The sequence below is a fragment of the Campylobacter ornithocola genome (assembly GCF_013201605.1).
GTDB classification, from domain to species: domain Bacteria; phylum Campylobacterota; class Campylobacteria; order Campylobacterales; family Campylobacteraceae; genus Campylobacter_D; species Campylobacter_D ornithocola.
This window is the reverse complement of sequence record NZ_CP053848.1, coordinates 1,590,795-1,608,217: the sequence shown is the minus strand read 5'-3', so window position 1 is coordinate 1,608,217 and position 17,423 is coordinate 1,590,795. Positions and strand designations below refer to the sequence as shown.

14 protein-coding genes are annotated in these 17,423 nt (G+C 28.7%); 7 read left to right on the top strand and 7 right to left on the bottom strand.

The features are described from left to right. Window positions 1-5 precede the first annotated feature (5 nt). From CORN_RS08180 to CORN_RS08160, 5 genes are read left to right on the top strand one after another with little or no spacing between them, the layout of a single operon-like run. Complete coding sequence (locus tag CORN_RS08180) at window positions 6-734, top strand: phosphatidate cytidylyltransferase (RefSeq protein WP_066006982.1); 729 nt, start codon at window positions 6-8, stop codon at window positions 732-734. Continuing rightward, the gene (gene dxr / locus CORN_RS08175; RefSeq protein ID WP_066006981.1) at window positions 731-1,810 is read left to right on the top strand and encodes a 1-deoxy-D-xylulose-5-phosphate reductoisomerase; all 1,080 of its coding nucleotides are present in this window, start codon (window positions 731-733) and stop codon (window positions 1,808-1,810) included. The genes CORN_RS08180 and dxr overlap by 4 nt, the downstream gene beginning before the upstream one ends. Next, window positions 1,807-3,195: a M99 family carboxypeptidase catalytic domain-containing protein gene (locus tag CORN_RS08170; protein ID WP_066006980.1), complete on the top strand. Its 1,389-nt coding sequence runs from the start codon at window positions 1,807-1,809 to the stop codon at window positions 3,193-3,195. The genes dxr and CORN_RS08170 overlap by 4 nt, the downstream gene beginning before the upstream one ends. Continuing rightward, a complete protein-coding gene (gene tsaD, locus CORN_RS08165; RefSeq protein WP_066006979.1) occupies window positions 3,192-4,199 on the top strand; it encodes a tRNA (adenosine(37)-N6)-threonylcarbamoyltransferase complex transferase subunit TsaD in 1,008 nt (335 codons plus the stop codon). Before CORN_RS08170 ends, tsaD begins: the two co-directional genes overlap by 4 nt. Then, window positions 4,196-4,768, top strand: a complete 573-nt coding sequence (locus tag CORN_RS08160) for a type II secretion system protein (RefSeq protein WP_172664005.1) — start codon at window positions 4,196-4,198, stop codon at window positions 4,766-4,768. The genes tsaD and CORN_RS08160 overlap by 4 nt, the downstream gene beginning before the upstream one ends. A 9-nt stretch (window positions 4,769-4,777) precedes the next feature. Here the strand turns inward: CORN_RS08160 and CORN_RS08155 are convergent, their stop codons facing one another. The 3 genes from CORN_RS08155 to CORN_RS08140 all read right to left on the bottom strand — a co-directional run bounded on the left by CORN_RS08155 (window position 4,778) and on the right by CORN_RS08140 (window position 12,445). Further along, window positions 4,778-6,817 (bottom strand): ShlB/FhaC/HecB family hemolysin secretion/activation protein, encoded by a 2,040-nt coding sequence (locus CORN_RS08155; protein ID WP_246260877.1) that lies wholly within the window; start codon window positions 6,815-6,817, stop codon window positions 4,778-4,780. 147 nt (window positions 6,818-6,964) lie between these two features. Continuing rightward, the gene (locus CORN_RS08145; protein WP_172664004.1) at window positions 6,965-9,805 is read right to left on the bottom strand and encodes a two-partner secretion domain-containing protein; all 2,841 of its coding nucleotides are present in this window, start codon (window positions 9,803-9,805) and stop codon (window positions 6,965-6,967) included. A gap of 30 nt (window positions 9,806-9,835) precedes the next feature. Further along, entirely contained in the window at window positions 9,836-12,445 is a 2,610-nt protein-coding gene (locus CORN_RS08140) for a hypothetical protein (RefSeq protein WP_172664003.1), read from the bottom strand. Window positions 12,446-12,717: 272 nt separating this feature from the next. Here CORN_RS08140 and CORN_RS08135 point away from each other — a divergent pair, with 272 nt between their 5' ends. Both CORN_RS08135 and CORN_RS08130 read left to right on the top strand, forming a co-directional pair. Beyond that, the gene (locus CORN_RS08135; protein ID WP_172664002.1) at window positions 12,718-14,346 is read left to right on the top strand and encodes a multidrug ABC transporter permease/ATP-binding protein; all 1,629 of its coding nucleotides are present in this window, start codon (window positions 12,718-12,720) and stop codon (window positions 14,344-14,346) included. A 10-nt stretch (window positions 14,347-14,356) separates the two neighbouring features. Beyond that, window positions 14,357-14,830 carry a GlcG/HbpS family heme-binding protein gene (locus tag CORN_RS08130; RefSeq protein ID WP_066006330.1) on the top strand — a complete coding sequence of 158 codons (474 nt, stop codon included), beginning with the start codon at window positions 14,357-14,359 and terminating at the stop codon, window positions 14,828-14,830. A gap of 23 nt (window positions 14,831-14,853) precedes the next feature. Here CORN_RS08130 and cgb read toward each other — a convergent pair whose 3' ends face one another. The 4 genes from cgb to CORN_RS08110 form a co-directional block, all read right to left on the bottom strand. Next, complete coding sequence (gene cgb, locus CORN_RS08125; RefSeq protein WP_066006332.1) at window positions 14,854-15,282, bottom strand: single-domain globin Cgb; 429 nt, start codon at window positions 15,280-15,282, stop codon at window positions 14,854-14,856. 64 nt (window positions 15,283-15,346) lie between these two features. Continuing rightward, window positions 15,347-15,913 (bottom strand): TorD/DmsD family molecular chaperone, encoded by a 567-nt coding sequence (locus CORN_RS08120; protein WP_066006334.1) that lies wholly within the window; start codon window positions 15,911-15,913, stop codon window positions 15,347-15,349. After that, complete coding sequence (locus tag CORN_RS08115) at window positions 15,913-16,779, bottom strand: dimethyl sulfoxide reductase anchor subunit family protein (protein WP_066006336.1); 867 nt, start codon at window positions 16,777-16,779, stop codon at window positions 15,913-15,915. The genes CORN_RS08120 and CORN_RS08115 overlap by 1 nt, the downstream gene beginning before the upstream one ends. Further along, window positions 16,766-17,422, bottom strand: coding sequence for a DMSO/selenate family reductase complex B subunit (locus tag CORN_RS08110; protein WP_066006338.1), 657 nt, complete (start codon window positions 17,420-17,422; stop codon window positions 16,766-16,768). Before CORN_RS08110 ends, CORN_RS08115 begins: the two co-directional genes overlap by 14 nt. Between the last annotated feature and the right edge of the window lies 1 nt (window position 17,423).

The window sequence follows — 17,423 nt, the reverse complement described above, 5'->3', positions numbered from 1 at the left end:
TAAAAATGTTTTCAAAGACAAGAATTTTAAGTGCTATTGTGATGATAGCTGTGATAGCTGTGATAGCTTTGGTAGATAATTTTTTAATTAATTTTGCAATTTTTGGTGTTTTATTGTTTTTAGCATTTAATGAATCAAAAGCTATGTTTAAAAGCAAATATGCAAGTGTTTTTGTAGCTTTATGTATTTTTGCAATAGGGGTGTTTTTAGATAAACCTTTCTTTATAGGTCTTTTAGCTTTGATTTTGATTTTGGGATATTTAGTTTATAAAAAAAGTGAAAATTTAAATGAACTTATGCCTTATATTTATCCAACTTTACCTATTTTAATGCTTTATCAAGTATTAAGTTATGAGGGTATGTTTGTATTATTTTGGCTTATAGTGATTGTTGTTGCTTGTGATAGTGGAGCATATTTTATAGGAAAGTTAATTGGCGAGAGAGCTTTTTCTCCAACAAGTCCAAATAAAACTCTAGAAGGGGTTGTAGGAGGGATAGTTTGTGCAGGAATTTTAGGAACTATAATAGGTTCTTTTGAATTTAGTGTGGTAAAAAGTATTTATATATCTTTGGTTGTAGCTGTTTTTGCTGTGATAGGAGATTTGCTTGAAAGTTATTTTAAAAGACAAGCAGGCATTAAAGATAGTGGTAATTTAATCCCAGGACATGGCGGAGTTTTAGACAGAATTGATGCTGTTATCATTGCAGCATTTGCAATGGCAACTTTGGTATGATTATTCTTGGAAGTACAGGAAGCATAGGGGTTAATACTCTTTTTATTGCTAAAGAAAACAATATAGCTATAGAGGCTTTATCTTGTGGTAAAAATATTAAGCTTTTTAATGAGCAAATAGCTATTTTTAAGCCTAAATTTGTATGTATTCAAGATGAAAAAGATAAAGTTTTGATTAATCATGGTAAGGTTTTTTGTGGTCAAGATGGCTTAAAGGCGATGATAGCTGAGTGCAAAAGCTCTTTGGTAGTAAATGCTATAGTAGGTTTTGCTGGCTTAAATTCAAGTCTTATGGCTCAAAAACTTGGTAAAACTTTAGCTCTAGCTAACAAAGAAAGCTTAGTGGTAGCAGGGAAATTTTTTGATACCTCTAAAATCAAAGCCATAGATAGCGAGCATGCAGCGCTAAAGTGCTTGATAGATAAAAGAAAAGATATTAAAAAGCTTTTCATCACAGCAAGTGGTGGAGCTTTTTATAAATATAAAATTAAAGATTTAAAAAATGTTAGTGTAAAAGAAGCTCTTAAGCATCCTAACTGGAGTATGGGAGCTAAGATCACCATAGATAGTGCTAGTATGTGCAATAAACTTTTTGAAGTCATCGAAGCTTATCATCTTTATGGTATTAAACAAATAGATGCTTTAATAGAAAGAAAATCTTTAGTGCATGCTTTGTGCGAGTTTAAAGATGGTGGTATAAGTGCTTATTTTTCTCATGCAAATATGCGTTTATCTATCGCTCAAGCGATTTTAAATAAACATAGTAAAAGTTTTATAGAAAATTTAGATTTATTAACTATGTCAAGTTTAAAATTTGAGAAAATTAGTTTAAAAAAATACCCTATATTTTCACTTAAAGATGAACTTTTAAAAGAGCCTGATTTAGGTGTGATTATTAATAGTGCAAATGAATATATGGTGTATCAATTTTTAGCTCAAAAAGCACAATTTTTAGATATAGCTAGAGGAATTTTTAAATCATTAGATCATTTTGGAGTGCCAAAGATTAACCAAATTGAAGATGTATTTGAGTATGACAAACAAGTGAGGCTTTATTTAGATAAGGAAATGAAGTGAGATTATTTTTAAGTATTTTAGTTTTTGTAAATGTTGTTTTTGCTTTGGAATTTAGTGTTAAGGAAAATGGAAAAAGTTTAGATGATAACAATACAGTTTTAATTCTTGGAGGTATGCAAGGAGATGAGCCAGGTGGCTTTCATGCTGCTAGTCTACTTTTGAGTGATTATAATATTACTAAAGGCAAAATCATCGTTGCACCAAATTTAGCTTTTGAAAGTATTATCGCTAGAAATAGAGGAAATTTTGGCGATTTAAATAGAAAGTTTGCTTATATAGATGAAAATGATCCAGATTTTCATACTATAGAGCGTATAAAAAAGTTGATTTTAGATCCTGAAGTTAATATGGTTATAAATTTACACGATGGAAGTGGTTTTTATAGACCACAATATGAAAGCAAAGATAAAAATCCAAATCGCTGGGGTAATACTAGCATCATTGATCAAAGCGAAGTAAATTCTACCAAATACGCAGACTTAGAAAATATAGCTAAAGAGGCAGTAGAAAACATTAATAAAGCTTTAATCAAAGAAGAACATCAATATCATTTAAAAAATACCAAAACTCAAGAAAGTAATGATAAAGATATGTTAAAGGCTTTGACATATTTTGTTGTTTCAAACCACAAAGCTGCTTTTGCAAATGAGGCAAGTAAAAATTTACCAACTCATTTAAGGGTGTATTATCATCTTTTAGCGGTGGAGTATTATTTAAAAAAAGCAAATATAGAATTTCAAAGAACTTTTGATTTAACTCCAAATGGGGTTTATAATGCCATTGAAAAACCTTTAGAAGTAAAACTTTTTAATGATAAAATCTTGCTTTATCTTGATAAGCCAGCCAATGCTATAAATTTTTTACCTTTTCCTATTAACCAAGCTTTAAATTATAAGGCAAGTAATGAAATTACAGCTGTTGTTTTAAATTCAAATTCATTTTCAATAAATTATGGAAATCGTTTGCAAACTAGATTGTATCCTGATTATTTTGAATTTTCAAATGCCCTAGATAGTGTTGAAGTGATAGTAGATGGTAAAAACATAAAAACTAATTTTGCTCAAAAGATCATGGTAAAAAATAACTTTAAAATTCCTTCTATTGCTGGTGTAAGAGTGAATGTTATAGGATTTGATAGGGGTGTTGATGAAAGTGATATTTTAATTAGTAAAAATCAAATGCAAAGTCGTTATTCTTTAGATAAAAAAAGAAAAATTTATAGAGTGGAATTTTATGAGTTAAAAAATGCGAATTTAGCTGATCAAGTTTTTGAGAAAAAGAATAACTTCAAAGAGATTAAAAAAGTAAGTATACCTGCAAAAGCTATAGAAAAAGCAGAGAAGAAAGATAAATTTATCGGTATGATTTTGGTAGAATTTCAATGAAAAATTTAATTCTTGCTATAGAAAGCTCGTGTGATGATAGTTCTATTGCTATCATTGAGAAAAATACTTTTAAATGCATTTTTCACACAAAAATTTCACAAGAAAATGCACATAGTTCCTATGGTGGGGTTGTGCCTGAACTTGCTGCGAGATTGCATAGTGAAGCTTTACCTAAAATCTTAGAAAAATGCCAAAAGTACTTTAATAAACTTTGTGCTATAGCAGTTACAAATGAACCTGGTCTTAGTGTGAGTTTAATAGGCGGGGTTGCTATGGCTAAAATGCTTGCTATAAGTTTAGATCTACCACTCATAGCTATTAATCACCTAAAAGGACACATCTACTCTATGTTTTTAGATAAAAAAGCTAGTTTTGATATGGGTGTGTTGCTTGTAAGCGGTGGGCATACTATGGTGCTTTTTATTGATGAACAAGGCAAAATCACAGAACTTGCAAGAACGAATGATGATAGTTTTGGAGAAAGTTTTGATAAAGTAGCAAAGATGATGGATCTTGGTTATCCTGGTGGGGCTATCATAGAAAAATTAGCTAAAAATACAAAAGAAAGTGATTTAAAATTTAGTATCCCTTTGCTTCACTCTAAAGATTTAGCTTATAGTTTTTCAGGACTTAAAAACCAAGTACGTTTAGAAATTTTAAAAGAAGAGTTAAGCTTAGAGCGTAAAAGCAAAATCGCTTTTGCTTTTCAAAAAGCAGCTATAGCTCATATTTTAAACAAGTTAGAAAAAATTTTTAAAGAACATAGATTTAAACGCTTTGGTATAGTAGGTGGAGCTAGTGCAAATTTAGGCTTAAGAAGCCAAATAGAGTGTTTATGTCAAAGCTATCAATGTGAACTTTTACTAGCCCCACTTGAGTATTGCTCAGATAATGCTTTGATGATAGCAAGGGCAGCTTGTGAAGCTTATGAGCGTAAAGAATTTGCAAGTATTGAAGATGATCTTATAAGCCCTAAAGTCAAAAATTTACAAGGTGTGTTATGAAAAAGGCATTTACTATTATAGAGCTTGTGTTTGTAGTGATTATACTTAGAGTTTTGGCTGCAGTTGCCTTGCCAAAATTTAGCACAAGTAAAGATGAGGCAAGTACAGCTCAAGCTTTAGGAAATTTAAAAACTTTTATTAACGATGTAAGCTCTTATGTATTAAAAAATGAAAGTCTTTCAAGTATAGCTTTAATGAGCAATGTAGCAAATGTAAAAAATGAAGATTTATCTTCCTTGCAAAATGCTACCAAAGAGCTTGATTTTAGCGTGGGAAATGATGAGCAGTGTTTTAAGGTGCTTTTTGTGGATAAAGAAAGTATTTTGCTTTTAGCACTTATGGTAGATAATGCTCAAAAAAGTAAAGTTCAAAATATAGCAGATTTAAAAAACCAAACCTTAAAAGATCCAAAAAATCAAAGCATAAAAACTCAACTAGATGAAGCTTTAAATGCTTTTAGTCAAAGTGAATTTACAAGTGTTTCGAAGTCTAAAGCTTGTCAAAGCTTAATCCATTCTAAAGCTTTTAAATCCTTATCCACCAAAGTGTACTTTCTAAGTGGTAATTAAAACAAGGGGTTAAAAATACACCCCACCACTTAAATATAATTTCATTCTATGATCATCATCGTATTTATACTGATGTAATGCTCTTGCTGCATCAAGTTTTATATAATATGCATTATTCTTATTATAAAGTATTTGTAAACCCACTGCATCTAAAAAATGCTCATCTGCTAATCTACTTCCTGAGTCTTTTTCATACCAAGCATAACCTATATCATAAAAAGGTGTAAAATAAAAATTCGTATTTGGTATATTTATTCTTATACCAAAGTTAGCTACTATGGTATTATCTCCATCACCTTCTCCATTATCATAAGCTCTTACTCCATAAGCTCCACCTAAAGATGAACTTTCAGAAGAATCTAGTTCAAAATTCCCTAATACCTTTTGATAGTTTATATTTAAAGTATGAGTAATGTATTCATTAATACTATAATAATTATTCAAACTAGCATTGAGTTTTCTAAACCAACCAAAGCCATTACCATCACTTTTAGATGTATCTCCAAATATAGTAGTGCCATCATCATTAACTTTACCTATACTTATCTTAGCACTATAACTTAGGGTATTATTTTCAAAGCCTCTAAATAAACCTTCTAAACCCATACTACCTACATTAGAATGTTTATCTATACTATAATCATCAAATATATTTGAAAAAGGTTCATCTTTTAATATCTTATGATAAATACTAGAAGTAAAGTATAAAGATGAATTTGTATTTATCCATACAGGATAAGAAAAGTCTATACCAAAATTTCTAGAAGTACCACTAAAGCCAACTTCTTTATAATCTCCACCTAAAGAATAAGATCCTTGAGAAATACTTGGAGTAATTTTTAAATTTCCTAAAAAGAAAGTATAACTAGCTCCATAGTTGATTTGTTTTTCATCACTTGATTGTAAGTAAAAATTATAATAATCTCCCATATTTAATATAGAATTAAATCCCATACTAATACCAGCTCTATATTCTCCTGCACTCTTAATACCATAATTATCACTATATAATAATACATTAGCCTTAGTATCAGGTTCTACTTCTATAAGTATATCAGTTTCTCCTACATTCTCTCCTGCTTGTAAACCTGCTAGGGTATTTAGTCCATACATTTCATTGACTTTATACACACTATCTTCTATTAATTTAGTAGAGATGATTTTACCTTTGATTTTTTCATTAAGCTTACTTTCTATGAAGTGATCTTTTATAGTAGTTTTATTTTTTATTATATATTTGCCTAATACTCCTAAAGAAATATTAATTTGAATATTTTTTCCATCAAATTCTTGTTGAGGAATATAAGCTGTTGCTGCAGGATAGCCATTAACTTGAAAATAATAAGCAATGATATTAGATATATCTTGTAAATCTTGCAAGCTAAATCTTTTAGCATTAAACTCACTCACTAAGCTTTGTAAATCTTCTTCTTTAATACCTAGCTTTTTAAAGCTAGTGTTTTTATTAGTAAGAACAAAGTGATATTTAATCATAGGCTTTGTAGTGGAGTTAGTAGAATTATTTATATTGCTTGTATTAGTGGTTTGATTGTTTGAGTTAGTGTTAGTTGTATTATTAGCTGTGTTGGTATTATTTTCTTTACTAGTATTGTTAGTTTTTTCATTAGTAGTAGTATTTATATTAGTATTGTTTTCTTTATCGGTTGTGTTGTCGGTATTATCTTTTGCACTAGTATTAACTTCTTTATTTGAGTTAATAGTGTTATTAGTTTTTTTATTAGTATTATCATTAGTAGAACTAGTATTAGTTAAATTAGTTTGATTATTACTAGCTTCCTCTTCTTGTCTTAGTTTTTCTTTTAATTGTTCTTTTTTTTCTTCTAAAACCTTTTTAGCTTCTTGGGCTTTTTCATAATCATCTTTGGTTTTTAGATTTTCTTTTATGGCTTTGTTTTGAGGGAGGTTTTTATCAGGGGATAATTCTATAACCTTTTCTATATCATTTTTAGCTATGATAATAGAACCTTCATTATTATTAGCATAGACTAAAGAACTAATTGCTATAGTAGTAAATAAGAGTTTTTTCATAATGGTTTTTCCTTAATTTTTTATTTTTATTTATTTTTTTCTTAATTTGGCTTTTATATTTGTATAGATTAATCACAATATTGTTTAATGCAAGTATTTATTCATACTCATTATTATTGCTAGGATAGTTATATCCTAGCAAAGTGTTTATAATCCTCCAACCACACAAGGATTCATAGTTTTATAATTATCACTTACTATGCAGGTTTTACCTTTTTGATTCATAGAAGCTTCTTCTATTTCTTCTTGTTCTTCCTCTTCTTCTAAGCTATTATTACCTATTAGATTAAGTGAAGCAGTTTGTTCGAAGGTTAGATCTGTTGCGGGAAGTTCTGGTCTGTTTGGATCATCTATACTTCCACCATCTCCAGTTATTTCTTTTAAGTCAGGATTTGTATTTAATATAGCATTAGCAAAGGCACCTTTGATAGTAAAATGACCATTAGAATCAGTATTTGTTTTTCCTTTCCATTTTTCTAATAGCATTTGATTATTAGAAATACTATTAGCTAGAATTTGACTTTCACTCATTAAAGAATTTAATTTATTTTCTAAGGTTTTAAATTCTTGATCATTTTTACTTGCTAAACCTTTATTGATTAATTCTACATAAGCATTATAAGCTTTAACAACACTATCAAGTTCTTTTTGTTTGGTTAGTAGTTGTTTTAGAGAATTATTAGAGTGTTCTACTAAAGGTTTTAACTTTTCATTGATAAAAGCTAAAAGTTCTGCTTTATTGTTTTTAAATTCCTCATACTTAGAATAAGCTGTTTTATAATCATTATGGAATTTTTCCAATATATCTTTCATACCTTCTTGACCATATAAAGCTTCTAAGAAAGATATACTTTGAATGATACTTTCATTTAGGCCATGAATTTTATCAAGATCTTTTATATCTACCCAGTAATTTCCTGCAAATATTTCATCAAGCCATTGGTTTAAATCTTCTTTGCTAATTACATCATCACTACCTAAAATAACATCAGAATCATTTGGGTTATCAGGGTTGGTTGGTGGGGTTGGTTTTTCTATAGTATTAGCTTTAGATAAAAAGTCTTTATAGATACTTTCTTGAGTAGAATCATTATAGGTGTGGATGTTTATTTTATCTGAAACATAACCATTTTTATTAAAATCATTCCAGTAAGCTTGATCAGCAGTTGCGTTGGTTAAGGATCCTTCTTTGTTATAAATATGAATATTATTTAAATTTGCGATAAAAACTCCTGCTAAATTTCCAAAATACGTGCTTCTAAAATTTTTATTATAAGATATTTTTGAATTATTGCTTAAAAATATAAAAATATTTTCCATATCATCTTTTTTACTACCATGTAACGCCCCAGCAAAAGCTCCTATGTATAAAGAATCATTTCTCCATGTTCCAGTAGCTGATAAATTTCCAACATTATATATTGCAATATTTCTAAATTCATTAGCATTTTTTGATGCTGATAATTGATCTGATCTTCCAAGAAAATAACCAATATAAGTTGTATAAACTTCTCCAATTTTATTAGTTAAAGATATATTACCAATATTTTTTAAAATAACATTATTATAGGATGTAGATGCCCCCATTCCTGTAAATCCACCCACCCCTATAGCATTACTTGCGAATTTACCTTCGTTTGTTGCGTTGATGCCTTCTATTTTATCAATCTTTATGTTTGATATAAAAGAATCAGCTACATTACCACTAAAACCACCAACAATCCTAATCCCATTAATCATGCCTATATTGCTTAATGATATATTTGAAATTGAACTATTACCAATGTGACCTGCAAAAGCACCTATTCTATTAGGTAAACTATGATTATATTTAAAATCTACACTATCAATATTAATATTATCAATTTTAGCATCTTTAATAGCTCCAAACAAACCAACATTGTAATCTTCATTAGCATTTATAGTAATGTTTTTCAATGTGTATCCATTTCCATTAAATGTTTTATTAAAAGCATTATTGTAATCATATGCAATAGGATCTATAGTCATTCCGTTAAAATCAATATCTCCTACTAATTTAAATTCATCAATTTCTTTAATATTATCTAAACCTTCATTCCAACCTTTTGCAAAGTGCCACCACTCTATAGCATTATCTTTTTCATTTCCCATATTACCCATAGTTAAAGTTTTTTTGAAATTAGAATTTCCTATATGAGTGGTGTTGGTAGTATCTGTATAATTTGTATTTTGTATATTTACATTATTACCAAATTTATAACCATCATTAGCGAAATTTATCATTTGTCTTTGTGTGTAACCACCTTCTACAGCTGTTACATTGATTTTATTAGAATTTAACTTAGCACTATCTGCATCTATATATACATAATTGCCTACCAAATGCGTAGTAGAATCAGCATTACCTAATTTACCACCTTGTATATCTACCTTATTCCCTATAAGTAATACATTATTTGCATTAATATTACCCATATTCACTACATTACCTGCTTTATGTGGCTTAAATACCGGAGAGAAAGCTGCGGCTTGTTCTTTAGTTAGCTTTGCAAATTTCCACATATCATCATTACTCATAGACGAAGTCGAAGCCACAAAGCGATTAGCATTGATAATTCCATTTTTAGTAATGATTACTCCATTAGGGTTGATTAAAAAGACATTATTACCACTTGCATTTAATAAGCCATCTATAGTAGATTTACTTGTTCCATGAGCAATGTTTAGGTAGTTTTGTCCTTGACCTTTAAAATTTACACTTTCACCCTTATTTATACTAAAACCACCACCCCATTGGATAACATGGCTATTTTTATTTGGTGTTTTACCTGTGATATCAATAGTGTTTTTACCAGTATTTTTATCAAAGTATGGACCAGATATAGTTCCACTAGTCCCATGAGTAAATTTACCTCCACTAGGTAAAGCCATTAGTGGAGAAAAAAGCATTGATACTGTTATACCTGAGAGTATGATATGATTTGAGAGTTTATGATGTGCTTTCATGATATATCCTTATTGTTTTTATTTTTGTTTTTAATTTAAATTCACTACTATGCTTTTTGCATCTTTACTTGCACTTAGAGTGTATTTAGCCTTTTGAACCTTTGCTTTAATGTTTTTATGTAAGCTTTGATTGTTTTTAGTGATAATGTCTAATAAGCTTTGTAAATCTTTTTGATCTAGTTGTTTATTATCCTCATTTATAAAGCCTTTTTCACTTTGCATTAGAATAAAGCTTTTATTTTTTATATTATTGTTGGTATAAACATTAATAGAAGTTTTTTCACTTAAATTAATAGCTTCATTAGCACTTAAATAATTCTTTGTATCATCTTTTAAGATAAAGCTATAATGATCAAAGTTATTTACTAGCTTTGCACTGATATTAGTATTTAAATAAAGATGATTATTAGTATTGTTTTTATGCTTTATGGCTTTTGGAGTAAAACCATTATCAGTTTGGGTTTGTAAAAAGCTACCTGCTAATATATCTATTTTAGTATTATTAAATATATTAGTATTACCACTTAAATATAAAGTATTATTATAGCTTTTATCATTTTCACTATATACACCAGAAGCACTTATAATAATAGCTTCATTGTTTTTATACTCATCTATATTTAAATTAGCTATATGGATATAATTATCATGAGTATTTTTAGCTATACCTGCACTAATTAATACCCTACCTTCTCTTTTATCAGAAGCTGTACCTAGTGCTAAATTTGTAAAGCTAATATTATTATTAGCACTTTCTTCTTTAGCACTAATAACATATACATTATCATAAGCAGCACTTGAATAATCTTTAATGTTTAAAGTATTATCTAAAGCGTTTTCATTAGCTCTTAAAATGATTTTAGAACCCTTATCTATATTAGAAGCATTAGATAAAGATTGAACTAAATCATAATTAATGGTATTTTTTTCTAAATTATTTGCTTCTATAATAGTGGTTAGGTTTCTAGCTGATTTTACTTCTTTTAAATTAATAATATTATCACTTGCTGTTTGTGCATAATAGTCTTTATTATCTAAAGTAGTTTTACTAACTCCATAAATATATAAAGGTATAGATACATTAGATGAGCTTAGATTAATTTTATTATTATCTGCTTTTCCACTTAATACCTTAGCTGCTGTGATTGAAATTTTATCTTGATAGTTTTCTACTACACTTTCTTGGGTTAAATCCCCTTTTATATTCACACTATTTCTACTAGCACCCTTACTAGCATAAGCTCCATAAAGATTAAATTCATTCTCTCCAGTAAAATTAGCATTAATCTCAAAAGGTTTTTTAAGATTTATATTAATCTTATTATCATTAGCATAGCCATTACTTGCAAATCCTGCATAAAAGTCTAAGAGTGCTTTTACTTCTATATTAGTATTTAGAGCAAGTAAGGTTTGTAAGTCTTTAACTTCTATAGTATTTTTATGAGCATTACCTTGAGTGATCTTACCTCCATAGATTTCTCCATTTAATACAGCATTATAAGCTAATGGGGTATTTTTAGTATCTACTCTTAAATCTAGTTTTAAATCATTGATTAAGGTGGTGTTTTCACTAACTTGGTAGTTTTGATTATTATTTACATCAACAAAGGCTCCACCTAAATGTGTAGCAGCTGATGTTGAATAAGCTCCACTTGGTCCATGAACTACTAAAGAAGCTCCATCTATAATGAGTTTGTTTTTATTAGCATTAGCATTGTAGCTCATAGCACCTAAAATATGAGTCATTCTCTCATCAAAAATACTCTCTCCTAAAGCACCTTGTCTATAAGGAGTAGTATGAAAGTCTATCTTTACTCCTTTGTTTAATATAACACTATTATTATTAGTATTAGCATCCACTCCAAAAGCACCTACTACATAAGGAGCACCATTTAAAACTAAGGTATAAGTGTTTTCAACACCCATATTCACATAAGCATCTTTTAAATAATTTAAAGTATTATTACTAGCTTCACCCTTTCTTGCTATAGCTGGGGTAATTAAAAAATTATATTTATTATCTAAACCTGTAGCTTTAGGATTCATTACTTCTTTATTAGTAGGTTTTAAATAATATATAGAAGATAATTCTCCTGCTTTTAATGTTAGGGTATTATTATTAGCTTTAGCATTAAAGGTATAAGCTGAAACTAAAAAAGGTATATAGCTTATTTGATTAATGCTATTATTAGCAGAATATGCTCCATGAAAGCCATTTACTACAAAGATATCTTCTTTTATATTTGGAGTAAGTATTTCTTGTTTTAATCTCATATCACTAAAGTTCATATGTTTTGATTTGGGATTATCATAGATTAAAGTGATATTAGAAAGATTTTTATTAGTAGCTAATTGACCATAGAAGTTTTTACCATTTAAAAACTTATAAGTATCATTAGTATTATCATATACACTTTCATCATTAAAACCATGTTTTTTAATAACATAAGCTTTTAAAGTATTATCATAAGTAGCTTGTGTGGCTGCATTTAAAGAACTTAGTGATAAAATAGTTAGTAAAGAAAGTTTTAAAAGTTTAGAATGTTTATAAGATTTAAAAAGATTTAAACTTAAAGAGTGTAAGTTAAAACGAAAATTATCGTTCCCCCCCCCCATAGGGTGCAATGTGACTTTAGACATAAAATATCCTTTCAAAGATTAATATTAATATCTTTAATTAACTAACAGCTGTAAATTTATAAAAAAACTAGCTGATATTTCATTAATAAGTTAGAAATTATAAATACAAAATCATAAATTTAAACTGAAATATAAATAAGAGTAAAATAGTTTTATAATGAGAAATATGGGAGGGGGGATATGGTGAAATAGGAATTTATGAAAGGTGGGGGTTTGAGAGTGTATTAGTATTTAGTTATAATTTTATAATTTATTTTTTTAAAGGTATTATTGTGAGTTTTTTATGGGTTTTATTTCAAGAAAACAAACTTAAAATCATTCTTTTTTTGCTTTTTAGTATTTTTACAAGTATGTTGGGTGTGTTGGTGTTGGTTTTTATTAATGAATTTTTACTAAAAGCTAATCTTGAAAATTCAAATATCATTATGTATTTTGTGCTTTTATTGCTTGTATTTTTTGCAAGTTCTTCTTTTGTGGAAATTTCCCTAAGTACCTTTGGTCAAAGTTTTATTTTTAAAATGCAAAGAAGGGTTGTAAAACAAATTTTAGATACAAGTGTTTTGAGTATTTTAAATACCACTAAAGCAAAGATTTTAGCTTCTTTGAATAATGATGTGCGTAGCATTTCTTTTGGGCTTTTGAGGCTTCCTGAATTTATACAATCAAGTGTTTTGATCATTTGTGTAAGTGCTTATATAGCTTATCTTTCTTTAGAAATTTTCTTTTTGTGTTTGACTTGGATAGTCTGTATTTTTATAGTGGATAATTTTTTGATGAGCAAGGTGTATTTTTATTTTAAAAATGCTAGGGAAAATGATGATGCCTTGCAAAAAAACTATCAAAACATTTTACAAGGACATAAGGAGCTAACTCTTAATCCTTTGAGAGCGAAATATTATTATGAAAATGAGTTTGAAAAAAATGCCCTAAAAAAGAAAAAAAGTTCTACTATGGGAAATATCTTGCATATTTTATCTAACAATTGGAGTAATAGTGCCATGCTAGCTTTAGTAGGGGTAGAGTTTTATATGGCTTTAAGTTATGAGTTTGCTAGTTTGCAAAGTGCTACGACCATTGCTTTAAGTGTACTTTTTCTAAGAGCGCCACTTGGGGCTATGATTGGAAGTTTTCCTACGCTTATGATGGCAAAAATTGCCTTAGATAAAATTTCAAATTTAAATTTAGAAAACTATACTCACGAGTTTAAGCTTAATCAAAACAAAAAAGTTTGGCGAAAACTTTGCTTTAAAGATGTATCTTTTGCTTATAATGAAAAATTTGCTCTAAAACCCGTAAATTTCGAGCTTAAAAAAGGTGAGTGTATATTTTTAATAGGTAAAAACGGTAGCGGTAAATCTACTTTTTCTATGATTTTAGCAGGGCTTTTTACGGATTTTAAAGGAGATATTTTTTTAGATGATGAAAAAATCACCACAAAAAATATTTATGAGTATAGAAATCTAATTAGTGCAATTTTTAGTGATTTTCATTTATTTGAGTACGTTTTAGAAGATGAGAAATTTAGCAAAGAGGACTTAGTTTATTGGCTTGAAATTTTAGAGCTAAATGAAAAAGTAGAACTTATAGGAAATACTTTTAGCACTATAAAGCTTTCAGCAGGACAAAAAAAGCGTCTTGCTATGCTTAGTGTTTTACTTGAAAAAAGAGATATTTTGATTTTAGATGAGTGGGCGGCTGATCAAGATCCTATGTTTAGAAAGTTTTTTTACACTAAGCTTTTACCGCTTTTAAAGCAAAAGGGTATTACTATATTTGCTATAACACATGATGATGTGTATTTTGATATGGCTGATAGAATTTTACTTGCACAAAATGGTCAAATACAAGAGTTAAAAGGCGATATAAAAGAACTAGCGAAAAATGCAGTAGAAAAATTTTAAAGGAATAAAAATGAAAAAATTACTCATTTTGTGTTTATTTTTAGGAGTAAGCTTGATGGCAAAATCTTTTGAGCTCGTAAAAGAGCCTGTATTAACCACACAAATGGTTGAAAGGATTTTGGATCTTGCAAAAAAAGAAGCAAGAAAAAATGGCTTTCATGTAAGCATTACTATAGTGGATAAATCTGGTCAAATTTTAGCAGTTTTAAGAGATGATAAAGCAGGTGTGCATACGCTTAATGCTAGTTATAAAAAAGCTTACACAGCTACTTCGCAAAAAAGAGAAACAGCGATTATTTTTAAAGGTGTAAAAGAAGGTAAAATACCTGAAGATATTCGTTATTTAGATGATAAATTTTCCATTATGCCCGGTGGAGTGCCGATTTTTATAGATGGTGTTGTTGTTGGTGGTATAGGTGTGGGTGGAGCACACTTAGATGAGGATGTAAAAATAGCTAAAGCAGGGGTAGCATTTTTACAATAGGCTTTGATTTTCAAAGCCTATTATTACTTAGTTTTTGCATAAATTTCTTTTTCAATGTCTATATAAAATTTAGCAATAGCGTTATAAGCTTCTTCCCAAGCTTTTAATGTAGCCTCATCTGCATTTAACACTACTTTAATAGCCTTTAAAAGACAAGTGCCGACTATAGGATAATGTTCTTCTTTAACATTTAATCTTGTATGAGTGATAGCTACTTTATCAACAAAGCTTCTCATATTTTCTAAATTTTCTACATTTTTTGCTGCCATTAAAATAGCCATAGCTAAAGCTTTTGGTTGTTCACCTGAAGCTTGTTTTTCCATATTAAACATAGGCTTTACTTCAGGATATTCTTCAAACATGATTTTATAAAATTCTTTTGTCAAAACTTCACCATTTTTTTGTAAAACTGGTACACAATCTTTGATGATTTGAATTTGTTCTCGGGTCATTTTTTCTCCTTTAAAATGAAAACTTTAAAAAATTATATATAAAAAGGAGAAAAAATATCTTGATTTATGTTAAGTTGATAAGTTTTCTTTTTAATTCTTCAAAAAAATCTTTCATAAGCATTGCAAAACCTTTATAAAAATCGCTTTTTGCACCTTTTTCTAGGTCGTCATTCCATAAGTTAAACCAAGTAAAAAAATCTTTTTCTAAAAATATTTTTAATGTTTTTTTGTCATTATGTTTTAGTAATTCTTTAATAAATAAAAGCTCATTTACTAGACTATCTGCGGGTTCATTTTCCAAAAAATATAAAAAATTATTGATTATAAAAATATTTTTTACTCTATCAGAATTACAAGAGTAAATTTCTTTATCTTTATCTAAATAAAAAGATGCAAAAGGAGGCGCTTTTACAAAATTTATATCACTTAAAAACAAACTTACAAAATCACTTCCTATGGTTTCTTCATTTTCATTGCAAGATAGAAGTTTTAGAGCTTCTATTTGCAATGGATTATCGTTTTTTAAAAACCAATTTTCCCAAAGTTTGTTTTCCTTAAGTTTTTCTAGCAAATTTTTATCTGGTGGATTTTGCAAGAAATTTATAAACACATCTATGGCTAGGCTTTCCATTAAAAATGCCCTAGCATTATAGAAGTGCTTATAAGTCCGTAAAATAACATTCTAGTAATAAATACCCCTAAAAATGCACAAAATAGGGCAAAATATGCAAAAAATTTACTTTTAAACTTTTCATGTAAATAATTATGTAAATACCAAGTGGTAATACCAAGTCCTAAAAAAGCAAAAGAAAGTGATATAAACCACACATAAGTTCCACCCAAAAGCTCAAAAGGATTTACAAGTCCCATGATCCAAGTTTGTCCTACATGTAAAGTTTGTAAAACTATAGCCGTGCTTAAAAGTCCTATACCTATAAGCCCTGCAAAAAATGACATTCTTCTTTCATGTTCGCCATTTTCAAAAAAACAATAATAAACAATAGCACCTAAAAATATAGCACTGGCAAAAAAATAAAGCAAAGTAATTTTAAAATCCCAAGTAGGTACACTTTCTTGCATAGCACCGTAAGCTCCACTCATAAAAAATAGTCCCAAAATTCCACATATTAGTGTGAGATAAAACACCCAATTTGAAGTTTTTAAATAAAGTAAAAAGCCTAAAGCACACACAAGGGATACAAATAAAATTTCATTATTCATCCATCCTATATGCCATTCATTGTTTGCATAAAACATTCCCATTCTATTTAAAACATTAAAAATATGAGTAATATCATTTAAGTGGAAAACAGAAGGTAAAAAAGCTATTGTCATAGCTATACCTAAAATAAGACCAAAAGATTTTAAATTCGTTTTATTTTTATAGCCCTTTATAAATGCTGGGGCGTATACAAAACTAAGTCCTATAACTGCCTGTGCTAAGATAGTAAAAAGCACCAAAGGCATTTCGCTTAACATATGGTTAAATGATGTCATCTTTTACTCCTTGATAGTTTTGAGGAAGATGAAAAATAGCACTTTTATTTCCTGATGGTAAACTATGTTTTTCTGGTACTATACATAAATTTGGATGTGTTATTGATGCATCTGGTAGAGGGGTTATGGAAGCTAAATTTCCATATTCTTCTCTAAGTTCTGTTATATCGCCTGCTTTTAAAGCTCTAAAAGGACAAGAATCTACACAAATTGGATTCTTACCTTCTTTTAATCTTTCATAACATCCATCGCATTTGCTCATATGTCCACTTTCATGATTAAATTGTGGTGCGCCATAAGGACAAGCCATAGCACAGGCTTTACAACCTATGCACATGCTATCTTCAACTATAACTATACCCCATTTTACTTTCATTGTTGCTCCTGTTGGACAAGCTTTAAGACAAGATGGATTAGAGCAATGATTACAAGATATAGAAGTATAATAAGCAAAAATATTTTGTTCTAAGCTTCCATCACTTTTGCAGGTCCATTCCCCACCTTCTGTTTCAAATACACGGCGAAAATTAACTCCTACTGGCATATTTTTATAATCTTTGCAAGAAAGTGAGCAAGTTCTACATCCAACACATTTACTTTGATCTAGCATAAAGCCAAATTGCGAATTTTCTTCTAATTTCATC

Bases quoted from the DNA above. Each gene is read 5' to 3' on its own strand.
- CORN_RS08180 (WP_066006982.1), top strand. From the start codon at position 6: ATGTTTTCAAAGACAAGAATTTTAAGTGCTATTGTGATGATAGCTGTG.
- dxr (WP_066006981.1), top strand. From the start codon at position 731: ATGATTATTCTTGGAAGTACAGGAAGCATAGGGGTTAATACTCTTTTT.
- tsaD (WP_066006979.1), top strand. From the start codon at position 3,192: ATGAAAAATTTAATTCTTGCTATAGAAAGCTCGTGTGATGATAGTTCT.
- CORN_RS08160 (WP_172664005.1), top strand. From the start codon at position 4,196: ATGAAAAAGGCATTTACTATTATAGAGCTTGTGTTTGTAGTGATTATA.
- CORN_RS08155 (WP_246260877.1), bottom strand. From the start codon at position 6,817: ATGAAAAAACTCTTATTTACTACTATAGCAATTAGTTCTTTAGTCTAT.
- CORN_RS08145 (WP_172664004.1), bottom strand. From the start codon at position 9,805: ATGAAAGCACATCATAAACTCTCAAATCATATCATACTCTCAGGTATA.
- CORN_RS08140 (WP_172664003.1), bottom strand. From the start codon at position 12,445: ATGTCTAAAGTCACATTGCACCCTATGGGGGGGGGGAACGATAATTTT.
- CORN_RS08130 (WP_066006330.1), top strand. From the start codon at position 14,357: ATGAAAAAATTACTCATTTTGTGTTTATTTTTAGGAGTAAGCTTGATG.
- cgb (WP_066006332.1), bottom strand. From the start codon at position 15,282: ATGACCCGAGAACAAATTCAAATCATCAAAGATTGTGTACCAGTTTTA.
- CORN_RS08120 (WP_066006334.1), bottom strand. From the start codon at position 15,913: ATGGAAAGCCTAGCCATAGATGTGTTTATAAATTTCTTGCAAAATCCA.
- CORN_RS08115 (WP_066006336.1), bottom strand. From the start codon at position 16,779: ATGACATCATTTAACCATATGTTAAGCGAAATGCCTTTGGTGCTTTTT.
- CORN_RS08110 (WP_066006338.1), bottom strand. From the start codon at position 17,422: ATGAAATTAGAAGAAAATTCGCAATTTGGCTTTATGCTAGATCAAAGT.